Genomic DNA, 24,131 nt, shown 5'->3' on the forward strand with positions numbered 1-24,131 from the left:
AAGAATGATGTTGCAAGAACTGGAGTATTTAGAACTAAGGCTGCTTATCAAAGCATGGGACACCTGTAGGAACTTGATACCAGTCTTGCTTTTCACTAACCCATACATGGGCAGTAGGTTCGAAAATTGTGTCGTCACCAGAATGGTTTGATTTAAGTTTTAATTTAATGGTCGACATATCGTCCGGATTAAAATGATAGATTCTGTTACCACATTCCGGACAGAATTTAGCGAAGTTCTTGTTGCCACTTTCAGCCATTCTCTGCCACTCTTTAAGCTCGCCTTTAAACTCAATGTCTTTGGAGGCGACTACCGCAGTAACGCTAAAAGGTGCCGTAGAGAGCTTCTGACACTCTCTGCAATGGCAAGCCATTACCACCTTAGGTGGCTGATGTAACTTGTATTCCACCTGCCCACACTGACAAGATCCTTCGACTAAATAACTCATATCCTATGCCTCACTAGTTGTCTGTCTATTCATCACAGTAACGATTTTATAGACGAAATACCAGCGAGTTCACTGTCCGATTATGAGAATAATTAACAGTGTAAATCTAAGTAATTCATTGGATTTCAAGCAAATAAAAAGGGGACGAAAATCGTCCCCTTCTCTAGCACTTAGTTGCTTGTCTATCGACGTTCAGTACGCATGCCCATTAGCAAGCTTACACACATCAATAGCAATACGATGGTGAATGGTAGTGCCGTCGAGATAGCACCCGCCTGCAATGCCTGTACCGCTTCAGAACCACCAATCCACAATAGCGCGACTGCGATAGCACCTTCCATAAAGGCCCAGAAAACACGCTGGATTACAGGAGCGTCCACTTTACCACCAGCGGTAATGCTGTCGATAACCAGTGAGCCAGAATCTGATGAAGTGATAAAGAATACCAATACCAGAATGATAGCAATCACTGACAGGATCGAACCATAAGGAAGCACATCAAACATTTGGAACATGGCTAGCGATACATCAGTAAGACCTTCACTACCCAGTTCGCCAACGTTATTGATCACTTGATCAATCGCCATGCCACCAAAGGTCGACATCCAAAGTAGCGTTACTGCTGTTGGTACCAACAAGACTGCGGTAATGAACTCACGTACGGTACGACCTTTAGAAACGCGAGCGATGAACATACCTACAAATGGTGACCAAGAGATCCACCAAGCCCAGTAGAATACAGTCCAGCCCTGGAACCAAGCTTCATCTTCACGGCCGTGAGGGTTACTTAGAGGAATTAAGTTCTCCAGGTAAGCCATTAACGTGGTACCAATGTTGCCGACGACGATAGCATAGCCAATTAATGCAACCAGAATCAGCAGTAAGAATGCAACGATCATGTTGATGTTACTGATGACCTTTACACCACCATCAATACCACGGATAACAGATACCACGGCAAGCAATGTTACAGCGGTAATCACAACGATCTGCAAACCTAAGCCAGACTCGATGCCAAATACATGGTGAATACCACTCGCAGCTTGCTGCGCACCCAGACCTAATGAAGTCGCCAGACCGAACAGAGTAGCCAGTACCGCTAAAATATCAACGATGTGACCAGCCCAACCCCAGGCGCGATCGCCAAGCAGTGGGTAGAAAATAGAGCGAATCGAAAGTGGTAAGCCTTTGTTGTAGGCGAAAAACGCAAGTGACAGTGCGACAACACCATAAATAGCCCATGGGTGCAGACCCCAGTGGAACATGGTCGCGCCAAGAGCAAGTTTAGCCGCTTCAGGTGAATTCGCTTCAACACCCAGCGGAGTCTCATACCATCCGGTGAAGTAAGCGACAGGTTCAGCCACACTCCAGAACATCAGGCCGATACCCATACCTGCTGCGAAAAGCATCGACAGCCATGATAAGTATGAATAGTCAGCCGTTGCGTCATTACCACCAAGACGGATCTTACCTAATGGTGACGCAATCAGCGCCAGACAGAAAATAACAAAGATGTTCCCTGACCAGATAAACAACCAGTCAAAGCTACCAATGATCTGCCACTTGATACCATCCAGTGTCGCTTTCGCTGACTCTGCATCCATAACCAATACAGCAATTAAAAATATCGCTATTAGACTCGCACTCCAGCCAAACACTGGATTGTGCACGTCAAATCCCCACTTCTGTACGTTATCCTGACCGATTGTGTAGTCGGTACTATCGATACTGTACTTATCTATGCCTTTAGTCATCGTTCCTCTCTAGCATCTTATTTCCGATGCGTAACAGCGTGTCCATTCAAGGAAATCATTAGAGTTAAAAATGATTTTCTGCTAGTTACAATCTGATACACCTCTCATTATTGTACGCTTCTTGTCGTTTTGTTCCACTAATAAGCTGTTTTTTGGACACAATTTAGGAAAATCGCCACGCGACCGATTATGTTTTGAGCAATTTAAGATACACTTAACATTTGATAATGTTCGTACACTAAATAATTACACTAATATTTATAACAGTAATTACATATTTGGCTTGTTCATTTGTGATAATAGAGGCTTTTTTTCGTCTTCTATTTCATGTATTTTTGCCTACTTTTCTTGACTAAATAACTCTCGACTTACTAAGGAACCGCATTGGAAAAGCATGAAGAAGTCCTAATCTCGATTCGTCAGATCATTCGAGCAATTGATTTACACTCTAAGAAGCTAAGTAAAGAGTCTGGATTAACGGGCCCGCAACTGATATTGATGCGTTCTATTCGAGAACTTGGGGAAGTAACAATTCGTCAGCTTTCTGACCATACGAATATGAGTCAGGCAACCGCGACAACGATTCTTGATCGTTTAGAGCGTAATGGTTTGGTCCAGCGCGTTCGTAGTAGTAAAGATAAACGTAAAGTTCATGCTTATCTTACCGATGAAGGTAAGAAACTGTTGGATAACGCCCCAACCCCTCTACAGCAAAGCTTCATTACCAAGTTTCAACGTCTGGAAGAGTGGGAGCAGTCACTACTACTTTCGTCTGTGCAGCGTATTTCATCGATGATGAACGCTGAAGATATCGATGTAGCTCCGGTTCTCGAACTCGGCAGTATTACTAAGCCGGAATAATCAGTTACTGGTTTGCTTTCCCCCCACTTTACGCTTACGTTTAAAGGTAAACATCTAAAAATGTTGTTCCGGTTTGTAAGGTGTGATGGCTATGAGCAAGACGTTACCAGATATAAATGACGAGGCGATACTCGACTTAGCTAAGCAGAAGCAACTCCTCAAGATTATCGCCGCCATCACTCTGATAATCTTCGTTCCACTCGGAATTAAAAATATAATTGCTGGTGAAATCATGCTAGGCATGGTTTTACTGGCTTTCGAGATATCTCTACTACTCGAAATCACAGCCATCATCTACAATCGAATAAGTCTCTTCAGTCATTACCTGCCCCTGGTACTTCTCCTCATATCTGCGGTTCTGGCTGTCCGGGTATTCGGCACTCTGGCGACCTATTGGATCTACCCGATCTTAATCAGCCTGATATTTCTTCTTCCCAAAAGAGAAGCCATTACTTCTAATTTCATTATGATTTCCGGCTCAGGCTTCGCCGCGCTGATGCATCAGGACGTCGCCGTAACATTGCGTTACGTCATCTCGCTAATAGTGACCGCTATTATTGTTCACGTGGTTGTCCAAGCTATACGTGCGTTGCAAGTTGAGCTACGTACCCTGTTAGTGAAAGACGCCCTGACAGGTGTTTATAATCGTCACGAACTCAATGATTCATTAGAGAGCGCTATTGAACACTATCCTTGCTCTAGTCTGTCTTTAATCGACGTCGATAACTTTAAATATGTGAATGACCTATTTGGTCATGATGTTGGAGACCGTGTTCTGATTTCAATTGCAGCTTGCATCCAACAAGAAATGGAGCTCGACGATAAGCTTTTCCGCCTTGGTGGCGATGAATTTCTGCTGCTTCATCATGGCAAAGATCAATTATTAGCAGAGGAGAAGAGCAGCCGTATTCTCAATAGAGTTCGTCAACTACCCAGTCCAAGTGAACAGCCGATTACCATTAGCATCGGCATTGCTGAGTGTCAGCCATCAGAACAAGCCAGAGAGTGGATTAAGCGTGCCGACCTGGCTTTGTATCAGTCCAAGAGAGCCGGACGCAACCGAATGACCCGCTACGGTGCTGACGATGCATATCAAGCAGCTCCGCTTTCGCCACAACATCAGGAAAACGCTGGTTAGTTGCTTCCTGTAAAGATAGGCAGCTCACTGCCACCTTTCACCTGTCTAATCGCTAAGTGGGTGTGGATATCTTTGACATTTTCCAGACGCTGCAGCTTACGCGTAAACGATTCGTAACCAGCGAGATCATGGCTTACCACCTCTAGCAAGTAATCATACGCTCCGGACACCACGTGGCAGCTAATCACCTCGTCCATCTCCTGAATTGCATGTTCGAAGTCATCGATACTGGCAGCCTGGTGATTGTTTAAGCTCACTTCGACAAACACCGTCATCCCGACGCCAATCCGATCTTTGTTCAAGCTGGCGCGATAATTGGCGATGATCCCCTGTTCTTCAAGCCGTTTAATTCTTCTTGCACATGGTGAAGCTGACAAGCCGACCTTATCAGCGATTTCCGCTGTTGCCTGACGAGCATCCTGTTGTAGCAGCCTTAAAATATGCTTATCTATTCTATCCATAATACCTCACGCCTGTTTCAATCAATTTGAGTTCAAATATTGATTGAAACCACTAAATTATTTTAATTTATCACTTAATATTGCCAGATTTAACCTCTATTTACATTCCATAATGATCATAATTCTAATCAAGGTAACGTATGGATATGGTTTCTGGATACCTGGCAATGATTGCCACCCTTTTGCTCTGGTCTGGCTTTTTCCTGTCATTAAGAAGCGGAGCTCATTCTGAGCTACTCACTGCTGATATTGCCTTAACCCGCTTTGTTATCCCTTGCTTGATTCTCTTGCCTCTGGTGTATAAAGCGAGACAACAAATCATTGCCGTACCCAAGCGTTACTTACTTGGTATGTTTATCGGTAGCGGTCTGCCCTATCTGCTCGTCGCCGGGACTGGGATGACGTTCGCTCCAGTGTCTGATGGTAGCGCTCTTGTTCCCGGTACCCTGCCACTATTTGTCTCCGGAATCGCAGTCGTTCTCTTTAAACAGCCCCTGAGTAGTCACCGCATCTTTGGTTTAATTCTGGTTATGATTGGTATTGGTACATTTTTGGCGCAAAGCTTTAGCCATGCTGATAGCCAGCTGTTGCAAGGCCACCTGTTATTTCTGATCGGTAGCGCTATGTGGGCGACTTTCACTATCTGCGCACGTGTTTCCAATCTGAACCCACTTGCCGCATCTGGTCTGATTGCCCTAATGTCTACGATTGCCTTGCTGCTTGTTATCCTTGGCGGAGGACTCGATAGCTATCTATATACTCACGCAGTAAGCGAATGGCCATGGGAGCAACTGAGCGGTCACTTGATGCTACAAGGTGTCGGGGCGGGTGTTATTGCCGCTTTCACGTACCTCCACGCTATATCAGTGTTGGGAGCAGAACGTACCGCTGCATTTGGTGCCGCAACCCCTGCAGTTGCAACCTTGCTGGCGATCCCCGTATTTGCTGAACAACCGACCCCACTTGGCTGGCTGGCGCTGTCCTTGATTTGTGTTGGTAGTTTGATTGCCAGTAACATCCTGATGAAGAAAGACACCTCACTGCAATACCAGCCGCCTTCATTTAAAAGCAAAGCCTGATGGTCTCTGATCGATTGAGCCGTTTGAAGTTGAGGCCGGGAATCGGTATAGTTCAGCCTTAACTTAAACAGACGCTAAATGGATTGTAACTGTGAAAACACCTTGTATCGCAGCCTGTAAGAACAATGAAGGTATTTGCAGTGGTTGCTACCGCACCATGAACGAAGTCGTCAACTGGCGCCACTTCACCGATCAAGAGCGTGATGAAATCATGGCAAAAGTGAGTAGCACAAACTCAACCCATAGCTGTCCATCCTGTAACCAACCAGCCCAGTGCGATATTAGTCAGGGTAAGTCGACATGTTGGTGTTTCGAGATTGAACAGCGGGATACTTCTCAGCTAGCCGACAACACATTATGCTTATGTCGAAAATGCCTGTCGAAGCTTCCCCTCGCATAATTTTTCACTAACCTGCAGTTATTATTTTTGGATTAGTTTTGCTAATCCAAATATCAAATTTTTATCTTGCTTTAGATCACACTTTTTCATTGCCAGATAATCTAACCCCCTTTAATATCTCGCGCCTAAAAGTCCCCTTTGTTTGTATTTGTTATTAGCTTTGCTTCTGCATTGCTAATGTTTTGCGCGTTGTATTTAGGTGTTGTAGAAATGTCTGCGTCTACTCAAGTGATTAAGTTAACTTTTCTGATTGCTATTCTGACTGCTGTTGGTCAAATGACTCAAACCATGTATGTCCCATCAATAGGTCATATGGCAAGTGAGTTCTTGGTTAGTCCATCCGCACTACAAGCGGTAATGGCCTGTTACCTAATTCCTTACGGTTTTTCGCAGTTCGTTTATGGTCCTTTATCTGATCGTTTGGGTCGTAAGCCAATCATTGTTGTTGGTCTGCTTATCTATATTGCAGGTACACTCGTCGCTCTTTTTGCGCACGATTACGATTGGTTTCTTGCCGGTAGCTTCATTCAGGGCTTAGGGATTGGCTGTGGCGGCGCTATGTCGCGAACACTTACTCGTGACCTGTTCGATGGTGCTGAACTGCATAAGGTTAATAGCCTAATCAGCATGTGCGTGATCTTTTCACCTCTGATTGCTCCGGTACTGGGCGGCTACCTGACTGAAGCATTTGGCTGGCGTTCAAGCTACATGTTCCTGGCACTATTTGGTATCGCGGTTGTGATTACGATGATGACCAGTTTCATGGAGACATTGCCTCGCGAGAAGCGTCGCTATGAAAAGGTCACCAGCAGCTACCGCTATGTTCTGTCGGACCGTCGTTTTCAGGGCTATTTAATCTGTTTGGTTGCAACCTTCTCTGGTATCGCTATCTTTGAGGCTGCAGCAGGCGTATTACTTGGTGGGGTATTGAAACTACCTGCAACGACGGTAAGTTTACTGTTCGTATTACCTATCCCTGGCTACTTGGTCGGTGCTGCGCTTTCAAGCTACATTGCATCAAGAAAGAACGAGAAACGTGCACTGAGTGTTGGACTGGTTGCCATAATGGCAGGTTCTCTGGTGGTCTTGCTACCTGGCTTACTGGGTCAGACAAGCGCTCTGACATTGATTGGCGGAGCAACCATTTATTTCTTAGGTGCTGGTATTCTTTTCCCGGCGGCAACAACGGGTGCTCTGTCACCATTGCCTTACCACGCAGGCACCGGCGGTGCTGTGTTAGGTGGTATGCAAAACTTAGGTGCAGGTTTGGCGACCCTTGGTGCTTCGATGATTCCGGCACCAGATCAAATGCCGCTTGGCGCACTGATGCTAATTATGTCGATTCTCGCTCTGCTTGGTCTGATTCGAGTTTACCGTAAACACGATCCATCCAACGAAATGCCACTCGCGATATAACGCAAAAAGGAGCTCAATGAGCTCCTTTTTTGTTTGTCAGCGACTACCATTTCTTCATCAGACGCCCCACCAGATTAGGGTGATAAGCCCAGTTATGATCGAACATGGTCATCAATTCTGGGTTGCCGTACTTGGACAAGCTAATGGCATGGAAACGATTCTTACGCGCTTTAAGTTCCGCTACCTTGTGTGCCATCTCATCCGACTGCTTTGGTGCGATAAAGTCTGAAATCACCACCATATCAGCGTTCTTATACTTATCGCCACACATAAGATCGATTGACTTCATCAGCACAGGTTCGAGATCGGTACCGCCGTGGAAACTGTATGTGAGAAAGTCACTCGCTTCACGCAGACCATCTTGTTTAGTCAACTCATAAGTAATTTGTTCTGTGGAAAAGAGAATAACGTAACAATCGCGATCTTCTGCCAATGCAATCTGCATTAATGCATACGCCATCGCCTTAGCACATTGCTCCGGAAAGCCACTCATTGAACCAGAAGCATCGACACAAACAATAAACGGCCCTTTCTCAACATCGACTTGCTTGTGATCAGGTTGCTGCGCACGAATTTTGCGTAAGGTTCTCGACTTACCCTGCATGCGATAATTCATCAGACGCTTATCTACCAGATGTTTGTAGAAGACAACTTCCAACTCAGGATAAGCAAGAAACATAGTTTCGTTCGGCAGTAACTTATTGAGGTCGTCGCTTTCATGAATACCAACAATATCATCGGTAGCTTCATCTGATTTCTCTTCGACCATTTGCAACTCTTCAGCCGGAGCTCGATTGAGTTCAGGATCATCAACCTGCCCTGCCATACGACCAAGTTGTTCAGCTATCTCTTGCAAGCCTTTATTCTTTTTAAGGAATTCCGCATGACGTTTCATTACAGAAAGATCAGACTTACTTAGCTTGGCAGACGCCATATCCCATAAACGACCTACGCTACCTTCATCCCCTTCTTCCGTCACTTTATCCATGTTCTTCATGGTTTCCATGCGTTGGTAAAGGTCTTTAAGCACTTTCTCTTTATTCGCTTCTAGCTCTGAAAGCTGTGCCTGACGTAAGGCATCAGACAGACTCTGATACCACTGATCACAGAAATAGTGAGGGAACATTGGGTTATTAAGTCCCTTGTTCTTTTCCAGAAGGCGACGCGCTTTAAGATAGAAGGCCGAGTGCCACTCTAACTTTTTAATGACTTCCGGGATCTCTTCAAAAAATCTCGCTTCATCCCAATGAATCACTTCCTGATACAGTGCCAGCTCTTGTTGAAAACGTTCCGTTTCACAAACCTTAGTGATGCGCTTTTTAACGCTACCACGCCACTTCAGCAGATGGTTTTTAACTGAACTTTTCACCCCACGCTTCTCGGCCAGCACCATGACCTGAGAACGCGCCATCAGATCATTAACCGCAGTGTCTATGATTCCTGAATCGGCAATGGCCAGTGCTAAGTTTAATCCGTCGGCTCCTAACATATCGGCTCCTTATGAGAAGAACTGGTTTAAGTTCTTAAATCGGAAAACCGTACGTTCACACTCGGCTTTGGTTGACTCCAACACCTGCTGAAGATTTTGTAAACTCGCTTCCATCGCACGCGGTAACTCTTGGTCTATAAAACCGTGCGGCAGGGCGCCATGGAAATTGGATCGCACTTTACGTAGATGATGTTCCGCGTGTTCAAGCTGAGCCATCGCTTGCTCAGACTTGGTTAACCACTCTTGATAGAGCGACTCATCAAGGCCCTTATTGGTCACAACTGAAACCAGTACCGCTCGGTTAGCAATATCTTTAATCACCAGATTATTGGCAGCATCCAGATCAAAGCGTAAGCGACACATATTGGTGTTCTGATTGACATAGCCGTACACGTCACCCTGACCGTCTTTAATCACTCGCTCTAACTCATTCTTTGGTACGTAGACCCAGCGACTGTCCCCCTTCTCAGACTCTGAGACAGACATGTTGCTTTGCAATAGCACCAATTTGACCAAGTCGAATGCGCTGCCGACCTTATAGCTTTTGGCGTTGGAGATATCGTAGCTATGGATCTGTTTCTTAATCAGTCCAGTGGTTGTTTCCATCGCTAACATGATGCCAAACTCAGATTCAAGTTCTTCTTGAACCTCGCTCAGCTCTTCACGGCATAAAGTAATTTGTTGTTCTACTTCCTGTTGGTCGAAAGCGTGATTGAGGGCAAACTGCTTAATAACACTGCGTACTACGTCACGAGACTCAGGACTGTTCCATAAACAGTCTTGCAGTAACAGCAGATCAAGAGGGTTAATAGAATCGCGACCGTTAAAATAGGCGCTCGCTTTTAGTAGCTTAACGGCCTTCTTCCAACGACGGTCTGAGACATACATATCGGTCTCTGCCACATCGACACCACTCCCGGCGGTAGCAGCACTTTCCAACATGGTTTTAAGTTCATAGAGCTTTTCGAATACTTCTTCCGACAGCTCTAGTGTATCCAGTTCTGACTGCCACTGATGGTATTCCTCATCTGTAATGGCAAGTCCTTCAGGAATCACTGCCTCTTGAGGTGTTCCGACAGTTAGCATCGACTTGAAGTTATTCTTGTTCTGAATACGGTTGACGAATACGCGTACAAGCATACGGTCATATAGGGCTTCCAGACCGCTATCCTCATCAGGTAGTTCATTCGATGCGGAAACCAGCAGACGCATTGGAACGCGCTCAATATCGCTGCCATTCTTGAAAGTCTTCTCGTTAACAACAGTCAGAAGGGTATTAAGGATTGCCGGGCCCGCTTTCCAGATTTCATCAAGGAAAACCACTTGCGCGGTTGGTAAGTAGCCTTCGGTAAGGCGTAGGTAACGACCGTTATCTTTCAGTTCCTGAATACTCAGTGGACCAAACACCTCTTCCGGTGTCGAAAAGCGAGTCATTAGATATTCAAAATAAGATGAGTTATCAAACGCTTGGATCAGACGTTTAGCAATAAGGCTTTTTGCAATACCCGGAGGGCCAAGTAAGAACACACTTTCGCCCGCTAAGGCTGCGAGCAAACAGAGTTTGATGGTTTCTTCTCTCTCATAGACACCATCTGATAGTGCATGAGCCAGTTTACTGATTCGTTCAGAGAGCAAAGCTTTTTGTGAGTGAGACACTCGATTTGGGCTAATCATTGTTGTGCTCTCCTGGGGCCATCATTAAACCTTGTATGTATAATTTTATACATTTGTTATCACTTTGTTACAAGTGCATTTTGTAGATTGGACGGATCTTTATATCAGACGTAGTTTTTACGTAACTCCTTGAAATCAATGTTTGCACTTTTGAGAGTTTCATCACTTATCTAGCGCGGCTCTTTTTGCTGCAAGAGACTGAAATGATCTTTATCTCTCTCGGCTGAAGCTGTAATGTGGCCAGTCTAGCTCTATGGACGAATGTAACGACGCAATGGAAAATAAAATCAACACTATCCATTCATGGAAGCAAATCGCTCTTGTTGAAGAGACCATGACGCTGCCAAATGGAAAGGACATTACCCACACCACTATCTCCCATCCGGGAGCGGCCGTTATTCTTCCTATTGATGCCAATGGCAATATCATCGTTATCAATCAATACCGACCTTCGCTTAAGAAATGGCTATTGGAGCTTCCTGCCGGAACGCTTGAGCGTGGAGAACCCATTGAGGCCTGTGCCCATAGAGAACTGGAAGAAGAGACTGGTTACAGTGCACAAAGCATGATATCTCTTGGTCAGGTAACACCACTGGCAGGCTTCTGCGACGAAATTCAATACCTGTTCGTCGCTAAGCAGTTAAGTCAGACCCAACGCTACCAATGCGACGAAGATGAAGTTATCGAAGTCATCTCGCTACCAATAGAACAACTCGAACAAAAAATTATTCAAGGCGAAATCACCGACGCTAAAACGATCGCGTGTTTAAGCAAAGCCAAGCTATGTGGATATATTTAGGAGATTTAAAGTATGGATTTTCGTTCTGATACGGTAACAAAACCGACCGAAGCAATGCGTAAGGCGATGAGTGAAGCGCTCGTTGGTGATGATGTCTATGGCGACGACCCAACCGTAAATGAACTGGAACAGTGGGCAGCAGAGCGTCACGGTTTCGAGGGAGCGCTTTTTACTACCTCAGGCACACAGGCTAACTTGCTTGGTCTAATGGCTCACTGTCAGCGTGGCGATGAATACCTATGCGGCCAGCAGGCACACAACTACAAATATGAAGCAGGTGGTGCAGCAGTGCTCGGCTCCATCCAGCCTCAACCAATCGAAAATAACCCAGATGGCACACTCGACTTCGATAAACTGGCCGCGGCAATTAAGCCTGACGATTCTCACTTCGCTCGCACAAAGCTATTGAGTCTGGAAAACACCATTAACGGTAAAGTACTGCCACTTTCATATCTGGCCGAGGCAAGAGAGTTTGTCAATGAAAACGGCCTGCTCCTTCACCTGGACGGTGCACGAGTCTACAACGCTGCCGTAGCACTGGATGTTGATGTGAAAGAGATTGCCCGATACTTCGATTCTATGACGATTTGTTTATCGAAAGGTCTTGCAGCTCCGATTGGTTCACTACTTTTAGGCAGCCATGAGTTTATCGCTCGCGCTCGTCGACTACGTAAAATGGTTGGTGGCGGTATGCGTCAGGCAGGTATTTTAGCTGCGGCAGGTAAACTCGCCTTAACAGAACAGGTTGAACAGCTTAAAACCGATCACGCTAATGCTAAGCGCCTTGCAGAAGGTCTGAGTAGGATTGACGGTTATCATGTTAAGCCTGAGCTGGTACAAACCAATATCGTTTTTGCCAAATTAGAGCCAACGATTGATATTAAACAGGTCGCGGCCAAGCTTTCTGATGACGGCATCACTATTTCCCCGGGGAATCCAATCCGCTTTGTTACACACAAAGATGTAACGAGTGAAGATATTGATACCTTGCTAGCAAAATTGGCGTTATATAGCTGATAAAGCACAGACGCTCTTGAGCTTCCCCTTAGGGGAAGCTTTATGCTAATGCTATCTTTGTTATTAGAGCTACGCTGATGGCACGCATTTTCCTACTTCTACTCATTTTATCTCCTTTCACACAAGCAGAGCCGTTTGGCGACCCTCAGCTTGGCAAAATCAAAGCGCCTAGTTGTGTTTTCTGTCATGGTCAGACAGGGATTGCCGTCAATCCATCCTACCCTAACATTAATGGTCAGAATGCCAGCTACCTGTTCCAATCGATGAAAGATTATCAAAATGGTGATCGGAAAGGTCCACTGGCAGAGATGATGAAAGCGCAGTTATCACGTTTGAACGATGAGGATTTAAAAGATATTGCAGCCTACTTTTCGAGTCAGAAATAACAAGTTCAGATCCTAAAAAGCCTTCAACACTGCGAAGGCTTTAGTCGCTTTACCTCTGTTGTCTACGCCAATCAGGCGTGGATATTCTCCCAGTCAGTGAGTAACTGCATGATATTGTATGAATCCTGCCAGCTCGCACATGGACCTTGTAATTCTTTCTTGCCCGCTTCCACAGCCTGGCGTACCTGCCGGACTTGGTAGAAAAAAGCATCGCCGTCAGCACTCACTGAGATGTCACGCTTCGAGGTTTCATAAATCTCGACGCTGAAGTGATTCTCAACGTCTGGAAGCCATGGGTTAGTTTGCATGGTAATCGCACCTTTACTACCCAGAATGGTGAACTGATGCTTCAATCCATGATCTTCAGCCGTATGAACTGAAGCTGAGGTTTGTTGACCAAAACTGATCAGCAAACTCGATTCACAGATGTTGCCATCTTTACCTCTGCGCCCCATCGCGTTTAAAGAGCAATTTTCAAATGCTTGCTCACCCAACATGGTTTTAGCGACTAAATACAGCAAAGATATCGGATAACAACCAAGGTTATACAAGGCGCCTTTGCTATCCGGATTAACAAACTGGGCAATCGAGGCAATGTAAGAGGTATGAACAGAGCGAAGCTCACCTATCTCTCCCGACTTTAAAACAGACACCAGTTCCTTCATGAGCGGATGATGCAGGTACATCAAACCTTCTGCGAAGAAAACCTGATGTTGTTCGACCGCTTTTAAAGCCAGTTGCGTTTTTTCCATATCGACAGACAGTGACTTCTCACACAGAACCGCTTTACCCTTTTGAGCTGCCTTGATAATAAAATCGTGATGAAGGTGGTTTGGTAAGGCGATATAAACGATATCAACCTGCTCGTCACTTAGCAGCGCATCGTAGTCTAAGTAGGTTTTCTCGACTGAGTATTGCTCGGCAAACGCCATGAGGTTGCCCTCAGAACGCCCTGCCACCGCATATAGCTCACTTTTTTCGTCACCTTTAATCGCCTCCGCCATCACGCCGGAGATAAAGCTTGTTCCCAGAATACCCCATTTCATGATGCCAGTACTCCGTTTTTCTGCGTTTCAAAAGCCTGAACCAGCACGGCTACTTGTGATGCAATAAACGCTTGCGTATGTGGCATGTTGAAATGCGCTTCAATGGCGGCCCGGTCCTTATAGCGCTCCCAGAGAATCACACGCTGCGGCTCCTTATCATCGTAAGTCGCTATCGCTTGCAGGCAGCCCGGTTCATTCTGCATATCCAGACAGAACTGTTCTATTGACTGAACTACCTCAGCTGTTGGCTTTTCCGCATTGATACGCAGTTCAGCGGTGACAAATATCGTTTGGCTCATCACTATTCTCTAATCGTTAGAAATATTTACTCTATATCACCAACTTTAATTAACTCCATTGAATTGATAAACTCACGAAAAGTTGATTCTTTATAAATCATGAGTGGATAATGGACAAACTGACCAGCATGAAAGTGTTCGCCTATGTTGTGGAACACGGTAGCTTTCGTAGCGCAGCACATCATTTCGATCTCTCTGCCACGATGATCGGTAAACATGTCAGTTTTCTGGAACAGAGTCTTGGAACACAACTGATTCATCGAACCACCAGAAAACAGTCACTCACTGAAGCGGGCAAGATCTACTATCAAGAGTGTCATCGAATTATTGAAGATATTACTAATGCCGAAAACCTGATCCAAACCTTGGTCAATCGCCCCATAGGCACAGTCAAAGTGAACTGTCCTGTTACGTATGGTAAGAAGGTACTTGCCCCTGTCGTTGCAGATTTTCTTGCTCAATATCCGGACATAAACGTCGAACTGATTCTCGACAATAACCTTATTGATCCATTTCGGAGTGAAGCCGACGTAATTATCCGCATTGGCGAATTAGTTGATTCGTCTTTAGTTGCAAGAAGACTAGGCGATTACCAGATGACCTATTGCGCTGCGCCTGAATATCTTGATAAGTATGGGAAAATCGACTCTCTCGATGATCTTAGCCAACACAGCTGCTTGGGGTTTCAGTACCATCAAGGTGAAAGCCAGCAAGTGATCAATCTGCCTTCGAATACGTTTAGCCATAGCAACGCCAGACTGACGTCTAATAATGGCGATATATTAAAATATGCGGCGATTCAAGGTTGTGGCGTTCTGCTGCAACCAAAGATTCTGGTCGAGCCCGAGATTCAGTCAGGTCAATTAATTGAAGTTCTTCAGCATGAGTTGCCTCAGGCAAAGCCAATACATCTGCTCTATCGCTCTAAACATCTTTCGTTGAAGAATCGTACCTTCGTTGATTTTGTTGTTAATGCCACCAATAACGGATTATAACCGTGCCTGAAAAACAAAAATGGCAGCTAGACCATCTAGCTGCCATTTTCGTTATTGTCCGCTGCGATAAAGTCGCTACGTTTAGACCGTCACTTCAATTAGGTGCGGTAAAGTACCTTAACGACGTGCCAACCAAACTTGGTTTTCACCAGATGCGGAACAAGTGTCTCTCCTGAAAAGCAGACTTTGTCAAACTGAGGCACCATCTGACCACGTTTAAACTCGCCCAGATCACCACCACGCTTGCCTGAAGGACAGTTTGAGTACTTCTTAGCTAAGGTTTGAAATTTAGCGCCTTTCTTAAGCTGTTTGATAATGTCTTCTGCCTGTTCTTTGTGTTTAACCAAGATATGCAGAGCAGCTGCGGTGTTCGCCATGATAATGTCTCGTGATTGGTGATTTATGTCACCCAGATTGTACCCGATCAGTATGAGATCTTCATCCAAGCTAAAGCGTAAAAATCACGAAAACGCATAACTAACCACCTATCGCTAACAAAATTGATATAGGTACATTGATCGACAGACAATTTACTTTACCATGTAGGGTAACTAGTACTCGGACGAGAAATTGAATGGCCAAGACAATTAGTAAAGCAAATCAGTCGCAAGGCATGCTGATGTTTACTCTGACAAACAACAAGCAGCAGTTTGCTATCGGTACGCTCAAAGTTCGTGAAATCGTGCCATATCAACCAACGACGCAGATCCCTTATTCACATCATCATGTGATTGGAACCGTGACGATTCGAGATAAAACCATTCCAGTAATTAATATGCCAGCTGCAATTGGCTTTCGTCCGATTCAGCCTGAAGAGTACGACTCTTGTTATCTGATCGTCACTGACTGCTTACGCACCATTGTTGCGTTTATGGTTCGTTCGATTGAGAAGATAATCGAGTGTGACTGGAAATCAATTGAATCAGCGCCTGAAACTGCTGGCAACAACGTGTTCGTCACTGGCATTACGCGCTATGAAGATCAAATTGTGCAAATGCTTGATGTGGAGTTGCTGCTATCAAAAATCTATCCGCAGTATGAGTCTACCAGTATTCCAATGTTGACCGATGTGGAGCGAGAGCGTTTGAAAGCTCTGAGCATTCTTCTGGTCGATGATTCATCCATTGCGCGTAAACAATTGTCCGATGCCCTTGATAGTATCAACATTCCATATCAAATCTGTAATAACGGTCTCGATGCGCTCAAGTTGATGCGTGAATGTGCGGCCAAAGGTCAGTCTATCGATATGTTGGTAAGCGACATTGAAATGCCTGGGCTTGATGGCTATGAACTCGCTTTCGAAACCCAAAATGAACAGGAACTGAGCAACAGCTATGTCATTTTGCATACATCGCTCTCTAGTGAGATCTGTGTTGAACGAGCGCAGCAAGTGGGTGCGCACGAAGCCTTAGAGAAGTTTAATGCGGGTGACTTAATACAAGCGATGTTACGTGGTGCGAAAAGATTAGAAGAAGGGAATGTAAGAGACGAAATCGTCCTCGGTACTTAAATGCTGAGGAGCTCGCGATTGGAATAGAGTTTCTTCATTTGCTCATTCCCTATACAGCTTCTAGAATTTAGATGTGCTAAAGTTCATACAGTTAATCTATTGGTCAGTACAAAGTAGTAGTAATTACAAGCATCTATGTGCTTAATCCGTTAATCTCATCGGGTAAGCACACAGAGTAACAATGCTCATAAAAAATGACAGACGACGACTTTAAAAAATCGACGGCAAATTTAAAAAAAGCCGTACCGCTGATGATGAAGAATCACGTAGCTGCTACCCCGGCAAACTATGCACTTTGGTACACCTATGTGGATAATGCGATCCCTCAGCTAAATAGAGAATTGGATAACGTTGTAGAGAACTACGGAATCTGCCCACCAGCGGCGGGTGAGCAGCTCTATAACAATTATGTTGCCAGCCGCTCAGAAACAGATATGCGTGAATTACGCGCTAATATTGAGATTCTGGTTAACGAAGTAGCCAGTTCGATGACAGATACCCTGTCAGATACCTCAGACTTCTCCCAACTGATTGATAAAAGCTTCGACAACCTTGAAAGAGTTGAAGATGAAGCTATGTCTATCGAAGAGGTGATGACCGTGATTCGTCAGCTTGTCGCTGAATCGCGAGAAATCCGCCATTCTACGCGCTTTCTGAACAGTCAGTTGGTTAATGCTACCAAGGAGATTAACCAACTCAAGAGTCAACTGGCTGAAGTTCAACAAGACGCCCTGTTCGACTCATTGACCAGCCTGTACAACCGCCGGGCATTTGATGGTGACATCAATACTCTGTGCCGTTCTGAACAGAAAATGTGCTTAGTGTTGGCCGACATCGACCACTTTAAAACCTTTAACGATACCTATGGTCATTTATTTGGTGATACGGTAATCAAAGGCATTGCCCGTCGTCTACAGCTGAGCTGCCGTGACGGTATCCATGCTTACCGTTTTGGTGGCGAAGAGTTTGCGCTTATTGTGCCGAACAAATCCCTGCGTATAGCACGACAATTTGCTGAATCTATCAGACGCACAGTCGAAAAGCTGTCAGTCAAAGATCGCCGCACTGGTCAATCGATTGGTAATATTACCATTTCACTGGGTGTTGCAGAACTGGAGCCTGGAGAGTCACCTGAATCACTGATTGAGCGCGCCGATAAACTTCTTTACGAGGCGAAGCAACTTGGTCGCAACCGAGTTATGCCAATCTAACCTACAGCTGTTATCTCCCAGCACTAAATAATTAGCCCCGGTATCAATACCGGGGCTCTGTTTATCTAACCATCTGCGGTAATCGCTGCGACTAGTTCTCGCTGGACTGCTTCAGCACGGTCATTGTCTATCTGGCAAGTTCCCGCAGCCTTATGTCCCCCGCCTCCATATTTGAGCATCAATTCGCCAACATTGGTCTTGGAGCTTCGATCGAAGATAGATTTCCCTGTTGCAAACACAGTGTTTTGCTTTTGAAAGCCCCACATTTTATGGATCGATATATTGCATTGCGGATAGAGTGCATAGATGATGAATCGATTACCCGCATAGATAACGTCTTCATCGGTCAAATCTAATAATACTAAATTGTCGTGGACTGTGGCACAGCGCTGTATTTGCTGCTTGAACAAGTTTTCATGTTCACGGTAAAGGTCGATACGTTCACGAACATCTGGCAACAATAGAATTTCATCTATAGTGTGGTTCTTACAATATTCGATAAGATCCATCATCAAGGCGTAGTTTGAAATACGAAACTCTCGAAAGCGCCCCAAGCCCGTTCGAGCATCCATTAGGAAATTGAGTAGATTCCAGCCAGTAGAGTCTAAGACTTCGTCGCGGCTAAACTGAGCAGAGTCGCCTTTATCCACCGCAGCCATCATATCTAACCAATGGTTCGGAAAGGTTTGCTCGCCACCATAATGTTCCCATACCACGCGAGCTGCGGAAGGTGCGTTTGGATCAATAATATGATTCTTTCGCTCTCCCGGATTACGAATCACTTCTGAGAGGTGATGGTCAAAGACAAGATGGGCTTGCTCGACATATGGCAGATTTGTCACAATGTCGTTGGCGGTAATTTCGACAACGCCGTCTTGCATATCTTTAGGGTGAACAAATTTAATATCATCAATGAGATCTAGCTGCTTAAGTAAAACAGCGCAAACTAACCCATCAAAATCACTACGAGTAACAAGTCGATGTTTATTGTCCGACATCTGGCACTTCCTATGCTTAGAATTATTTTAGAGACACAGCAGACGAAGCAATAACCTACCCGCTTATTGATAAGTCTACTGAATAGCTACTTTTAATTTTAGACATCGACTACTTTTTAACAAACTCAAGACAGAGTTTTTCAAGCAATCCTCTATACTCGATATGCTACCAATTGATTCAATTGAGGAAATTCTATGAAAAATGCGTGTTTTGCTTTGGCTGCGGCTAGTGTTGTGTTGCTGGCAGGTTGCGCAAATGAGCCTGACGAGTACGAAGTGAAGGAATATACAGCACTCGCTAACCCTGCGGCGGTTTATTGTGTTCAACAAGGTGGTGAGCTCGATACTGTCACCGAAAATGAAAAGCGAGTCACATATTGTGCTCTACAAAACGGTGAACGCGTTGAACAGTGGGAGTACTACCGAAATAACCATAAGCAAGATTCTGATAACAACTGAATCAATTAGTTGAAACAGACTGGGTTACTTTGCTAGAGAGAGTGCGCACGCCTCTCTCTTTTTTGATCTCTATTGTACACTGTTCAGTTATGACATTTCTCTGACAAAGGAAGTACGACGCCAATTAAAATGTGACGAAAATCACACCCGGATACCCATCAGCGTTAAGGCGATACATATCATGAAATGTCAAACCTCAACTCATCAGCAACTCGATAACTCTTCTGTTATTACTGCCAGTTCAAAAGCAACTTTTCAACGTGTAGCCCTAAATGTACTGATCATTGCCGCGCTGAGTATATTTGTTAATCTTTGTCTTCGTATCGACTTTACTCTGCTTCATCATGGGCTGGGGGAGAATTCGGTCACTGAACTTGCGCAATCACTGATGTTGGCAATAGCCAGCATGTCGTTCTTTACTCTGTCTCGTAGTAACCGTGAAATACGCCACGCTTCAGTACTGATTGGCGGATTCTTTGCGGTACTGTTTATTCGTGAATCTGATATGTGGTTTGATATGGTGTTCCACGGAGCTTGGGTTATACCCGCTCTCCTCATAACTGCATTATCCTGCTATTACGCTCTTCGAGAAGGCCGCTCTTCTATTCACCAATTAGCAGAAATACTGAATAGTCGATTTATGCCTACGCTAATCACCGCTGTAGTACTCCTGCTGGTGTTTTCTCGCCTGTATGGTATGGGGTCTTTCTGGCATTCAGTGATGGGCGAACACTATCTTCGCGATGTTAAAAACCTGTCTGAAGAGGGCATTGAACTGCTTTGTTATAGCCTTATCGCGTTTTGTTCCGTGAAAACCTACTTCCTGCTTAGAAAACGTGGCGCTCAGGGTCAAACCGTCGATTAAGCCGAGTCAGAGCAGTATCCAGTAGTTTTAAGTGAGCTAAGGTTTCAGCGTCAGATAATTGTGGGGTGGTCAATTCGACTGCCCTTTTTATTCGCGCTAAATCTTTTAGATCATTTTCTTTTGTCACCAGTGTTGCTAGTTGTACCAATGCATCAGAAGCAATCAGGAATGGTTGTTGTCTAACTTTTTCCAAAGGGCGACTGAATACGCCGGCTGTTACCCCTTCAAGGTAGACCCGGTAAGTGGTTAACTCATCAAGCAACAGGAATACCTGGGCTAAGCGGTTGCTATGCGGGTACGGGACAGGATAATGATTGTGAATTGACCTATCTATCTCAATCTTCAAGCCAGTGTCTGCACACTGTCGCTCCAGCACAGCTAACAGCCCCTGCTCATCCATGAGTGTCTGTATCTCGAATATTCGTTTTAGATGGTAATCGTTTGAGATGAGTACAACCTTAACCCTCTGTTCCTTTCTGCATAACTCACTTTCAATCAACTTTTCCGCTGCATTACGGATGTTTTCAATCGTGTTTGTTGATTTATCCTCAAGCAAAACATGGGGAAGAAACGGGCTAATTTGAGCACTACGACTGTTGAAGTAGCGATACATTGCTCTGGCTTCACTCTCAGTCTGACCTTGAGTAATCCCCCCACAAAATATCACTGCCTCGGGCGCTAAGTCCTTGTCATTAATAAGGTTAATTAACGCATCAACTCTGGAGCGACCCTCTGCGGTAATCACATTGTCGACCAGTCGTTTTCCCAGTATCAGAACAACATTCATAACGTCCATTATTTACCCATGTCTCAATTATTCCTACTAACCCTGCGAGAAACTGTACAAGTATTGACCTTATCGCTAAGTTAGCTTGGATTATTATATTGCTAATCAATCAGGCTAACGTGTAAATGCTCTGCACATGCCATACTTGTTATTAAAAGAGTCCGAATTACGGACCAATCAAACAGGAAGTTAAGTTTATGCTGTCAATATTTGATATTTTTAAAGTTGGGGTCGGACCGTCCAGTTCGCACACAAACGGCCCTATGCTTGCAGGTTACCATTTTACCCGCCTGCTTGCGCCATCGATTACCAAAGTCAGCCGTGTACAAGTGGATCTTTATGGGTCACTGTCCTTAACGGGTAAAGGTCACCATACGGATCGGGCAGTGATTCTCGGTCTACTAGGAAATAGACCTGACACCATAAAGATGGCCAGCGCTAAACAGGCGCTCAGCTCAACGATTGAAGACCGTCAGCTTTGTCTCGCCGGTGCTCATACTATCGATTTCAGTTATGAAAGCGACATTCTGTTTCATGATGACAACCTGCCACTGCACGAAAATGGCATGACCATCACCGCCTTTGATTCCAAAGGGGCTCAGCTAGCCTTCGAAACATATTATTCGATCGGTGGCGGTTTTATCGCAACTGAAAGCGAGCTCAAGCAGGGTGGTAATCAGAATCAGGTTGACGTTCCGTTCCCATTTACCAGTGCCGACGAAATGTTGGAGATGGCTGAGAGTAACGGCCTAAGCCTTGGCGGCATGATTCTACAGAATGAACAACGATTCTTTGACGAAGAAGAGATCACGCGTAAGGCAGAACAGATCTGGAAAGTGATGTCTCTGTGTATGCAACGAGGCTTTGAAACCGAAGGAATCCTTGAGGGTGGGCTCAATGTCACCAGACGAGCGCCTAATCTACTGAAAAAACTTGAAGCCAATGCCGCAGTTGAAAACGATCCAATGGAGATTATGGACTGGATCAACTTATTTGCCTTTGCTGTTAGTGAAGAAAATGCCGCAGGCGGTCAGGTTGTGACTTCACCGACTAATGGTGCCGCGGGGGTTATTCCTGCGGTACTGATGTATTACCATCGCTTTATCCGCGAGTTAGATACCAAGCAACTGAAAGACTTTATCGCTGTTGCTGGCGCAATTGGCATCCTTTACAAAACCAACGCTTCAATCTCCGGTGCTGAGGTTGGCTGTCAGGGAGAGGTTGGCGTATCTTCATCAATGGCCGCTGCAGGTCTAACCGCATTGCGCGGCGGTAGCAACGAGCAGATTTGTATCGCAGCAGAGATTGCTATGGAGCATTCACTTGGCATGACTTGTGACCCGATTGGTGGCTTAGTACAGGTTCCTTGTATTGAACGTAATGCTATGGGTGCAATGAAAGCGATTAACGCGTCACGCATGGCGCTAAAACGAACCAGCAAATGCCTAATCTCGTTAGATAAGGTGATCGCCACTATGTACCAGACAGGTAAAGATATGAATAGAAAGTATCGAGAAACCTCGCTAGGTGGCCTGGCTGTCATCCATATGGCACCGCCATGTGAATAATTCTTCCCTATAAATAAAGCCCCTGTGACTACTCGCAGGGGCTTTATTGTTTTGACCGTTTTATTACTGTTAGATCTTATCACTTACCGCAAATACTGCGCTTAGCATATCGTGTCCGAACTTAACACTACGCTCTGGTGACCAACCGTATAGAGGGTCTGGATATTCATTGTTGTCTTTAAACGGCATCTCTACTGTGTAAGACAGGCACTTAAACTGTTCACCAACCCAGTTAGAGCCAACCGTCAGGTTTGCCTTACCTGGCTCATCTTTGTCGTAGCCATGCTGATCCTGAAACTCTGGAGTAACAGTATGTAGCGCCTGTTTAAACGCCTGCTCTAGTGCTGCATGGCGTTCATCGTAAGATGGGATACCTTCAGAGCCTGCCACAAAGTTATAAGGAATTGCCTCATCACCGTGAATATCCAAAAACATATCAACACCCGTTGCTAGCATACGCTCACGCACTAGGTAGACTTCTGGACTGCGCTCCATTGAAGGCGATTGCCATTCTCGATTGAGATTGACGCCAATCGCATTGCAACGCAGGTGACCACGGATACCACCATCTGGGTTCATGTTTGGCACAACGTAAACAATCGCTTTTTCTAATAACGCGCGGGCGGTTGTATCGTCATCATCCAATAAGCGTTGAATTAAACCTTCCATAAACCATTCTGCCATGGTTTCACCCGGATGCTGACGCGCAATCAACCAAATTTTCTTCTTACCCTCTTCCGGTTCACCGAAAGTCAGCAAACTCATGTCGTTACCATCTAAAGTTTGACCCAGAGTTTCAAGCTGGCAGTGGTGAGCACTTTGTGCCATATGCAGTAGGTCAAGGTGTCGGTCGTAGGTGTAAGGAGCGAAATAAGCAAAGTAGATAGAACTACGCTCAGGAATCACATTAAAAGAGAGCGTATCGCCATCAAACTCAGCCGGAATACGGAACCACTCTTCGCGATCATAGGAAGCAACCACATCATAACCACTCCAACCCTCTGGATAAGCAGAGTTTTTTAAATCCAGCAATTTGATTGAATGAGGCTGTTCTGCTTCTGTTTCCAGTCGAAAATGGAACCACTGGTAAAATTCAGACTGATTATCATTAGGGATTCTAAGCTGAATATCATCCTTACTAGTGGCGCTAACAACTTCAATGCTGCCGCTGTCGAAGTTACTGAAAATTTTCATGACGTTACGTTCCTTATACATATGCAGGCTTGCAAAGCAGACTATCACAAAGCTCATCAGCGAAGAACTTATTTAACTCAGTAACAAAATTCATCATTGTACGAACAATATCCAACGCAAACGATTTGGATCAAGAACATTACAATAATTTATGCGAATCAGATAAAAAATCGTGCATCCGTAAATATATCTGCGATAATTGTTTCAATTTATAACATGCCACAGATTAATTAATATCTGGTTGTTAATTCTGTGTTGCAACATCAATACGAGACTA

25 protein-coding genes are annotated in these 24,131 nt (G+C 44.9%); 14 read left to right on the forward strand and 11 right to left on the reverse strand.

Going from position 1 to position 24,131, the window contains the following annotated elements; translation table 11 throughout:
• Positions 1-34: 34 nt before the first annotated feature.
• Positions 35-448: a GFA family protein gene (locus tag RH46_RS17610; protein WP_006880872.1), complete on the reverse strand. Its 414-nt coding sequence runs from the start codon at positions 446-448 to the stop codon at positions 35-37.
• 182 nt (positions 449-630) lie between these two features.
• Positions 631-2,202 carry a BCCT family transporter gene (locus RH46_RS17615; RefSeq protein ID WP_006880873.1) on the reverse strand — a complete coding sequence of 524 codons (1,572 nt, stop codon included), beginning with the start codon at positions 2,200-2,202 and terminating at the stop codon, positions 631-633.
• A 384-nt stretch (positions 2,203-2,586) separates the two neighbouring features.
• Here RH46_RS17615 and RH46_RS17620 point away from each other — a divergent pair, with 384 nt between their 5' ends.
• Together RH46_RS17620 and RH46_RS17625 are read left to right on the forward strand one after the other, a co-directional pair.
• The gene (locus RH46_RS17620) at positions 2,587-3,063 is read left to right on the forward strand and encodes a MarR family winged helix-turn-helix transcriptional regulator (RefSeq protein ID WP_006880874.1); all 477 of its coding nucleotides are present in this window, start codon (positions 2,587-2,589) and stop codon (positions 3,061-3,063) included.
• Between the two features lie 91 nt (positions 3,064-3,154).
• On the forward strand, positions 3,155-4,201 hold the full coding sequence (locus tag RH46_RS17625) for a GGDEF domain-containing protein (protein WP_006880875.1): 1,047 nt from the start codon (positions 3,155-3,157) through the stop codon (positions 4,199-4,201).
• On the opposite strand, the gene RH46_RS17630 is transcribed toward RH46_RS17625, so the two are convergent.
• Positions 4,198-4,662 carry an Lrp/AsnC family transcriptional regulator gene (locus RH46_RS17630; protein ID WP_006880876.1) on the reverse strand — a complete coding sequence of 155 codons (465 nt, stop codon included), beginning with the start codon at positions 4,660-4,662 and terminating at the stop codon, positions 4,198-4,200. The two genes, RH46_RS17625 and RH46_RS17630, sit on opposite strands and share 4 nt — an antisense overlap.
• Before the next feature lie 146 nt (positions 4,663-4,808).
• Between RH46_RS17630 and RH46_RS17635 the strand changes: the two genes are divergently transcribed.
• The 3 genes from RH46_RS17635 (at position 4,809) to emrD (ending at position 7,557) form a co-directional block, all read left to right on the forward strand.
• Positions 4,809-5,741, forward strand: a complete 933-nt coding sequence (locus RH46_RS17635) for a DMT family transporter (RefSeq protein ID WP_174263851.1) — start codon at positions 4,809-4,811, stop codon at positions 5,739-5,741.
• Between the two features lie 91 nt (positions 5,742-5,832).
• Positions 5,833-6,141 carry a cysteine-rich CWC family protein gene (locus tag RH46_RS21915; RefSeq protein ID WP_006880878.1) on the forward strand — a complete coding sequence of 103 codons (309 nt, stop codon included), beginning with the start codon at positions 5,833-5,835 and terminating at the stop codon, positions 6,139-6,141.
• A gap of 210 nt (positions 6,142-6,351) precedes the next feature.
• Positions 6,352-7,557, forward strand: a complete 1,206-nt coding sequence (gene emrD / locus RH46_RS17640; protein ID WP_006880879.1) for a multidrug efflux MFS transporter EmrD — start codon at positions 6,352-6,354, stop codon at positions 7,555-7,557.
• A gap of 43 nt (positions 7,558-7,600) precedes the next feature.
• Here the strand turns inward: emrD and viaA are convergent, their stop codons facing one another.
• Together viaA and RH46_RS17650 are read right to left on the reverse strand one after the other, a co-directional pair.
• On the reverse strand, positions 7,601-9,046 hold the full coding sequence (gene viaA, locus RH46_RS17645) for an ATPase RavA stimulator ViaA (RefSeq protein ID WP_006880880.1): 1,446 nt from the start codon (positions 9,044-9,046) through the stop codon (positions 7,601-7,603).
• 9 nt (positions 9,047-9,055) lie between these two features.
• Positions 9,056-10,720, reverse strand: a complete 1,665-nt coding sequence (locus RH46_RS17650; RefSeq protein ID WP_006880881.1) for an ATPase RavA domain-containing protein — start codon at positions 10,718-10,720, stop codon at positions 9,056-9,058.
• Positions 10,721-10,994: 274 nt separating this feature from the next.
• Here RH46_RS17650 and RH46_RS17655 point away from each other — a divergent pair, with 274 nt between their 5' ends.
• The 3 genes from RH46_RS17655 (at position 10,995) to RH46_RS17665 (ending at position 12,922) form a co-directional block, all read left to right on the forward strand.
• A complete protein-coding gene (locus RH46_RS17655; protein ID WP_006880882.1) occupies positions 10,995-11,519 on the forward strand; it encodes an NUDIX hydrolase in 525 nt (174 codons plus the stop codon).
• A 12-nt stretch (positions 11,520-11,531) separates the two neighbouring features.
• Positions 11,532-12,536 (forward strand): low-specificity L-threonine aldolase, encoded by a 1,005-nt coding sequence (ltaE, locus tag RH46_RS17660; protein WP_006880883.1) that lies wholly within the window; start codon positions 11,532-11,534, stop codon positions 12,534-12,536.
• A gap of 77 nt (positions 12,537-12,613) precedes the next feature.
• Positions 12,614-12,922 carry a c-type cytochrome gene (locus RH46_RS17665; RefSeq protein WP_006880884.1) on the forward strand — a complete coding sequence of 103 codons (309 nt, stop codon included), beginning with the start codon at positions 12,614-12,616 and terminating at the stop codon, positions 12,920-12,922.
• A 71-nt stretch (positions 12,923-12,993) separates the two neighbouring features.
• Here the strand turns inward: RH46_RS17665 and RH46_RS17670 are convergent, their stop codons facing one another.
• Both RH46_RS17670 and RH46_RS17675 read right to left on the reverse strand, forming a co-directional pair.
• Positions 12,994-13,968, reverse strand: a complete 975-nt coding sequence (locus RH46_RS17670) for a Gfo/Idh/MocA family protein (RefSeq protein WP_006880885.1) — start codon at positions 13,966-13,968, stop codon at positions 12,994-12,996.
• Positions 13,965-14,267 carry a putative quinol monooxygenase gene (locus tag RH46_RS17675; protein ID WP_006880886.1) on the reverse strand — a complete coding sequence of 101 codons (303 nt, stop codon included), beginning with the start codon at positions 14,265-14,267 and terminating at the stop codon, positions 13,965-13,967. Before RH46_RS17675 ends, RH46_RS17670 begins: the two co-directional genes overlap by 4 nt.
• Positions 14,268-14,377: 110 nt before the next feature.
• Here RH46_RS17675 and RH46_RS17680 point away from each other — a divergent pair, with 110 nt between their 5' ends.
• Entirely contained in the window at positions 14,378-15,262 is an 885-nt protein-coding gene (locus RH46_RS17680; protein ID WP_006880887.1) for a LysR family transcriptional regulator, read from the forward strand.
• Positions 15,263-15,360: 98 nt separating this feature from the next.
• Here the strand turns inward: RH46_RS17680 and ppiC are convergent, their stop codons facing one another.
• The gene (gene ppiC / locus RH46_RS17685; RefSeq protein ID WP_006880888.1) at positions 15,361-15,639 is read right to left on the reverse strand and encodes a peptidylprolyl isomerase PpiC; all 279 of its coding nucleotides are present in this window, start codon (positions 15,637-15,639) and stop codon (positions 15,361-15,363) included.
• Positions 15,640-15,836: 197 nt separating this feature from the next.
• On the opposite strand from ppiC, the gene RH46_RS17690 reads away from it, so the two are divergent.
• Positions 15,837-16,772 (forward strand): chemotaxis protein, encoded by a 936-nt coding sequence (locus RH46_RS17690; RefSeq protein WP_006880889.1) that lies wholly within the window; start codon positions 15,837-15,839, stop codon positions 16,770-16,772.
• A gap of 194 nt (positions 16,773-16,966) precedes the next feature.
• On the forward strand, positions 16,967-17,983 hold the full coding sequence (locus tag RH46_RS17695; RefSeq protein WP_006880890.1) for a GGDEF domain-containing protein: 1,017 nt from the start codon (positions 16,967-16,969) through the stop codon (positions 17,981-17,983).
• A gap of 65 nt (positions 17,984-18,048) precedes the next feature.
• Here RH46_RS17695 and RH46_RS17700 read toward each other — a convergent pair whose 3' ends face one another.
• Positions 18,049-18,981 (reverse strand): DHH family phosphoesterase, encoded by a 933-nt coding sequence (locus RH46_RS17700; RefSeq protein WP_006880891.1) that lies wholly within the window; start codon positions 18,979-18,981, stop codon positions 18,049-18,051.
• A 195-nt stretch (positions 18,982-19,176) separates the two neighbouring features.
• Here RH46_RS17700 and RH46_RS17705 point away from each other — a divergent pair, with 195 nt between their 5' ends.
• Positions 19,177-19,440 carry a putative hemolysin gene (locus RH46_RS17705; RefSeq protein WP_006880892.1) on the forward strand — a complete coding sequence of 88 codons (264 nt, stop codon included), beginning with the start codon at positions 19,177-19,179 and terminating at the stop codon, positions 19,438-19,440.
• Between the two features lie 181 nt (positions 19,441-19,621).
• On the forward strand, positions 19,622-20,305 hold the full coding sequence (locus RH46_RS17710; protein ID WP_006880893.1) for a hypothetical protein: 684 nt from the start codon (positions 19,622-19,624) through the stop codon (positions 20,303-20,305).
• Here RH46_RS17710 and RH46_RS17715 read toward each other — a convergent pair.
• Positions 20,268-21,101, reverse strand: coding sequence for a YdcF family protein (locus RH46_RS17715; RefSeq protein WP_006880894.1), 834 nt, complete (start codon positions 21,099-21,101; stop codon positions 20,268-20,270). The two genes, RH46_RS17710 and RH46_RS17715, sit on opposite strands and share 38 nt — an antisense overlap.
• 188 nt (positions 21,102-21,289) lie before the next feature.
• Between RH46_RS17715 and RH46_RS17720 the strand changes: the two genes are divergently transcribed.
• Positions 21,290-22,660 carry an L-serine ammonia-lyase gene (locus RH46_RS17720; protein WP_006880895.1) on the forward strand — a complete coding sequence of 457 codons (1,371 nt, stop codon included), beginning with the start codon at positions 21,290-21,292 and terminating at the stop codon, positions 22,658-22,660.
• A 69-nt stretch (positions 22,661-22,729) separates the two neighbouring features.
• Here RH46_RS17720 and RH46_RS17725 read toward each other — a convergent pair whose 3' ends face one another.
• Positions 22,730-23,854 carry a M14 family metallopeptidase gene (locus RH46_RS17725; protein ID WP_006880896.1) on the reverse strand — a complete coding sequence of 375 codons (1,125 nt, stop codon included), beginning with the start codon at positions 23,852-23,854 and terminating at the stop codon, positions 22,730-22,732.
• Positions 23,855-24,131: the final 277 nt, after the last annotated feature.

The organism is Vibrio brasiliensis LMG 20546, from assembly GCF_000189255.1.
In the GTDB taxonomy this organism is placed as follows: domain Bacteria; phylum Pseudomonadota; class Gammaproteobacteria; order Enterobacterales; family Vibrionaceae; genus Vibrio; species Vibrio brasiliensis.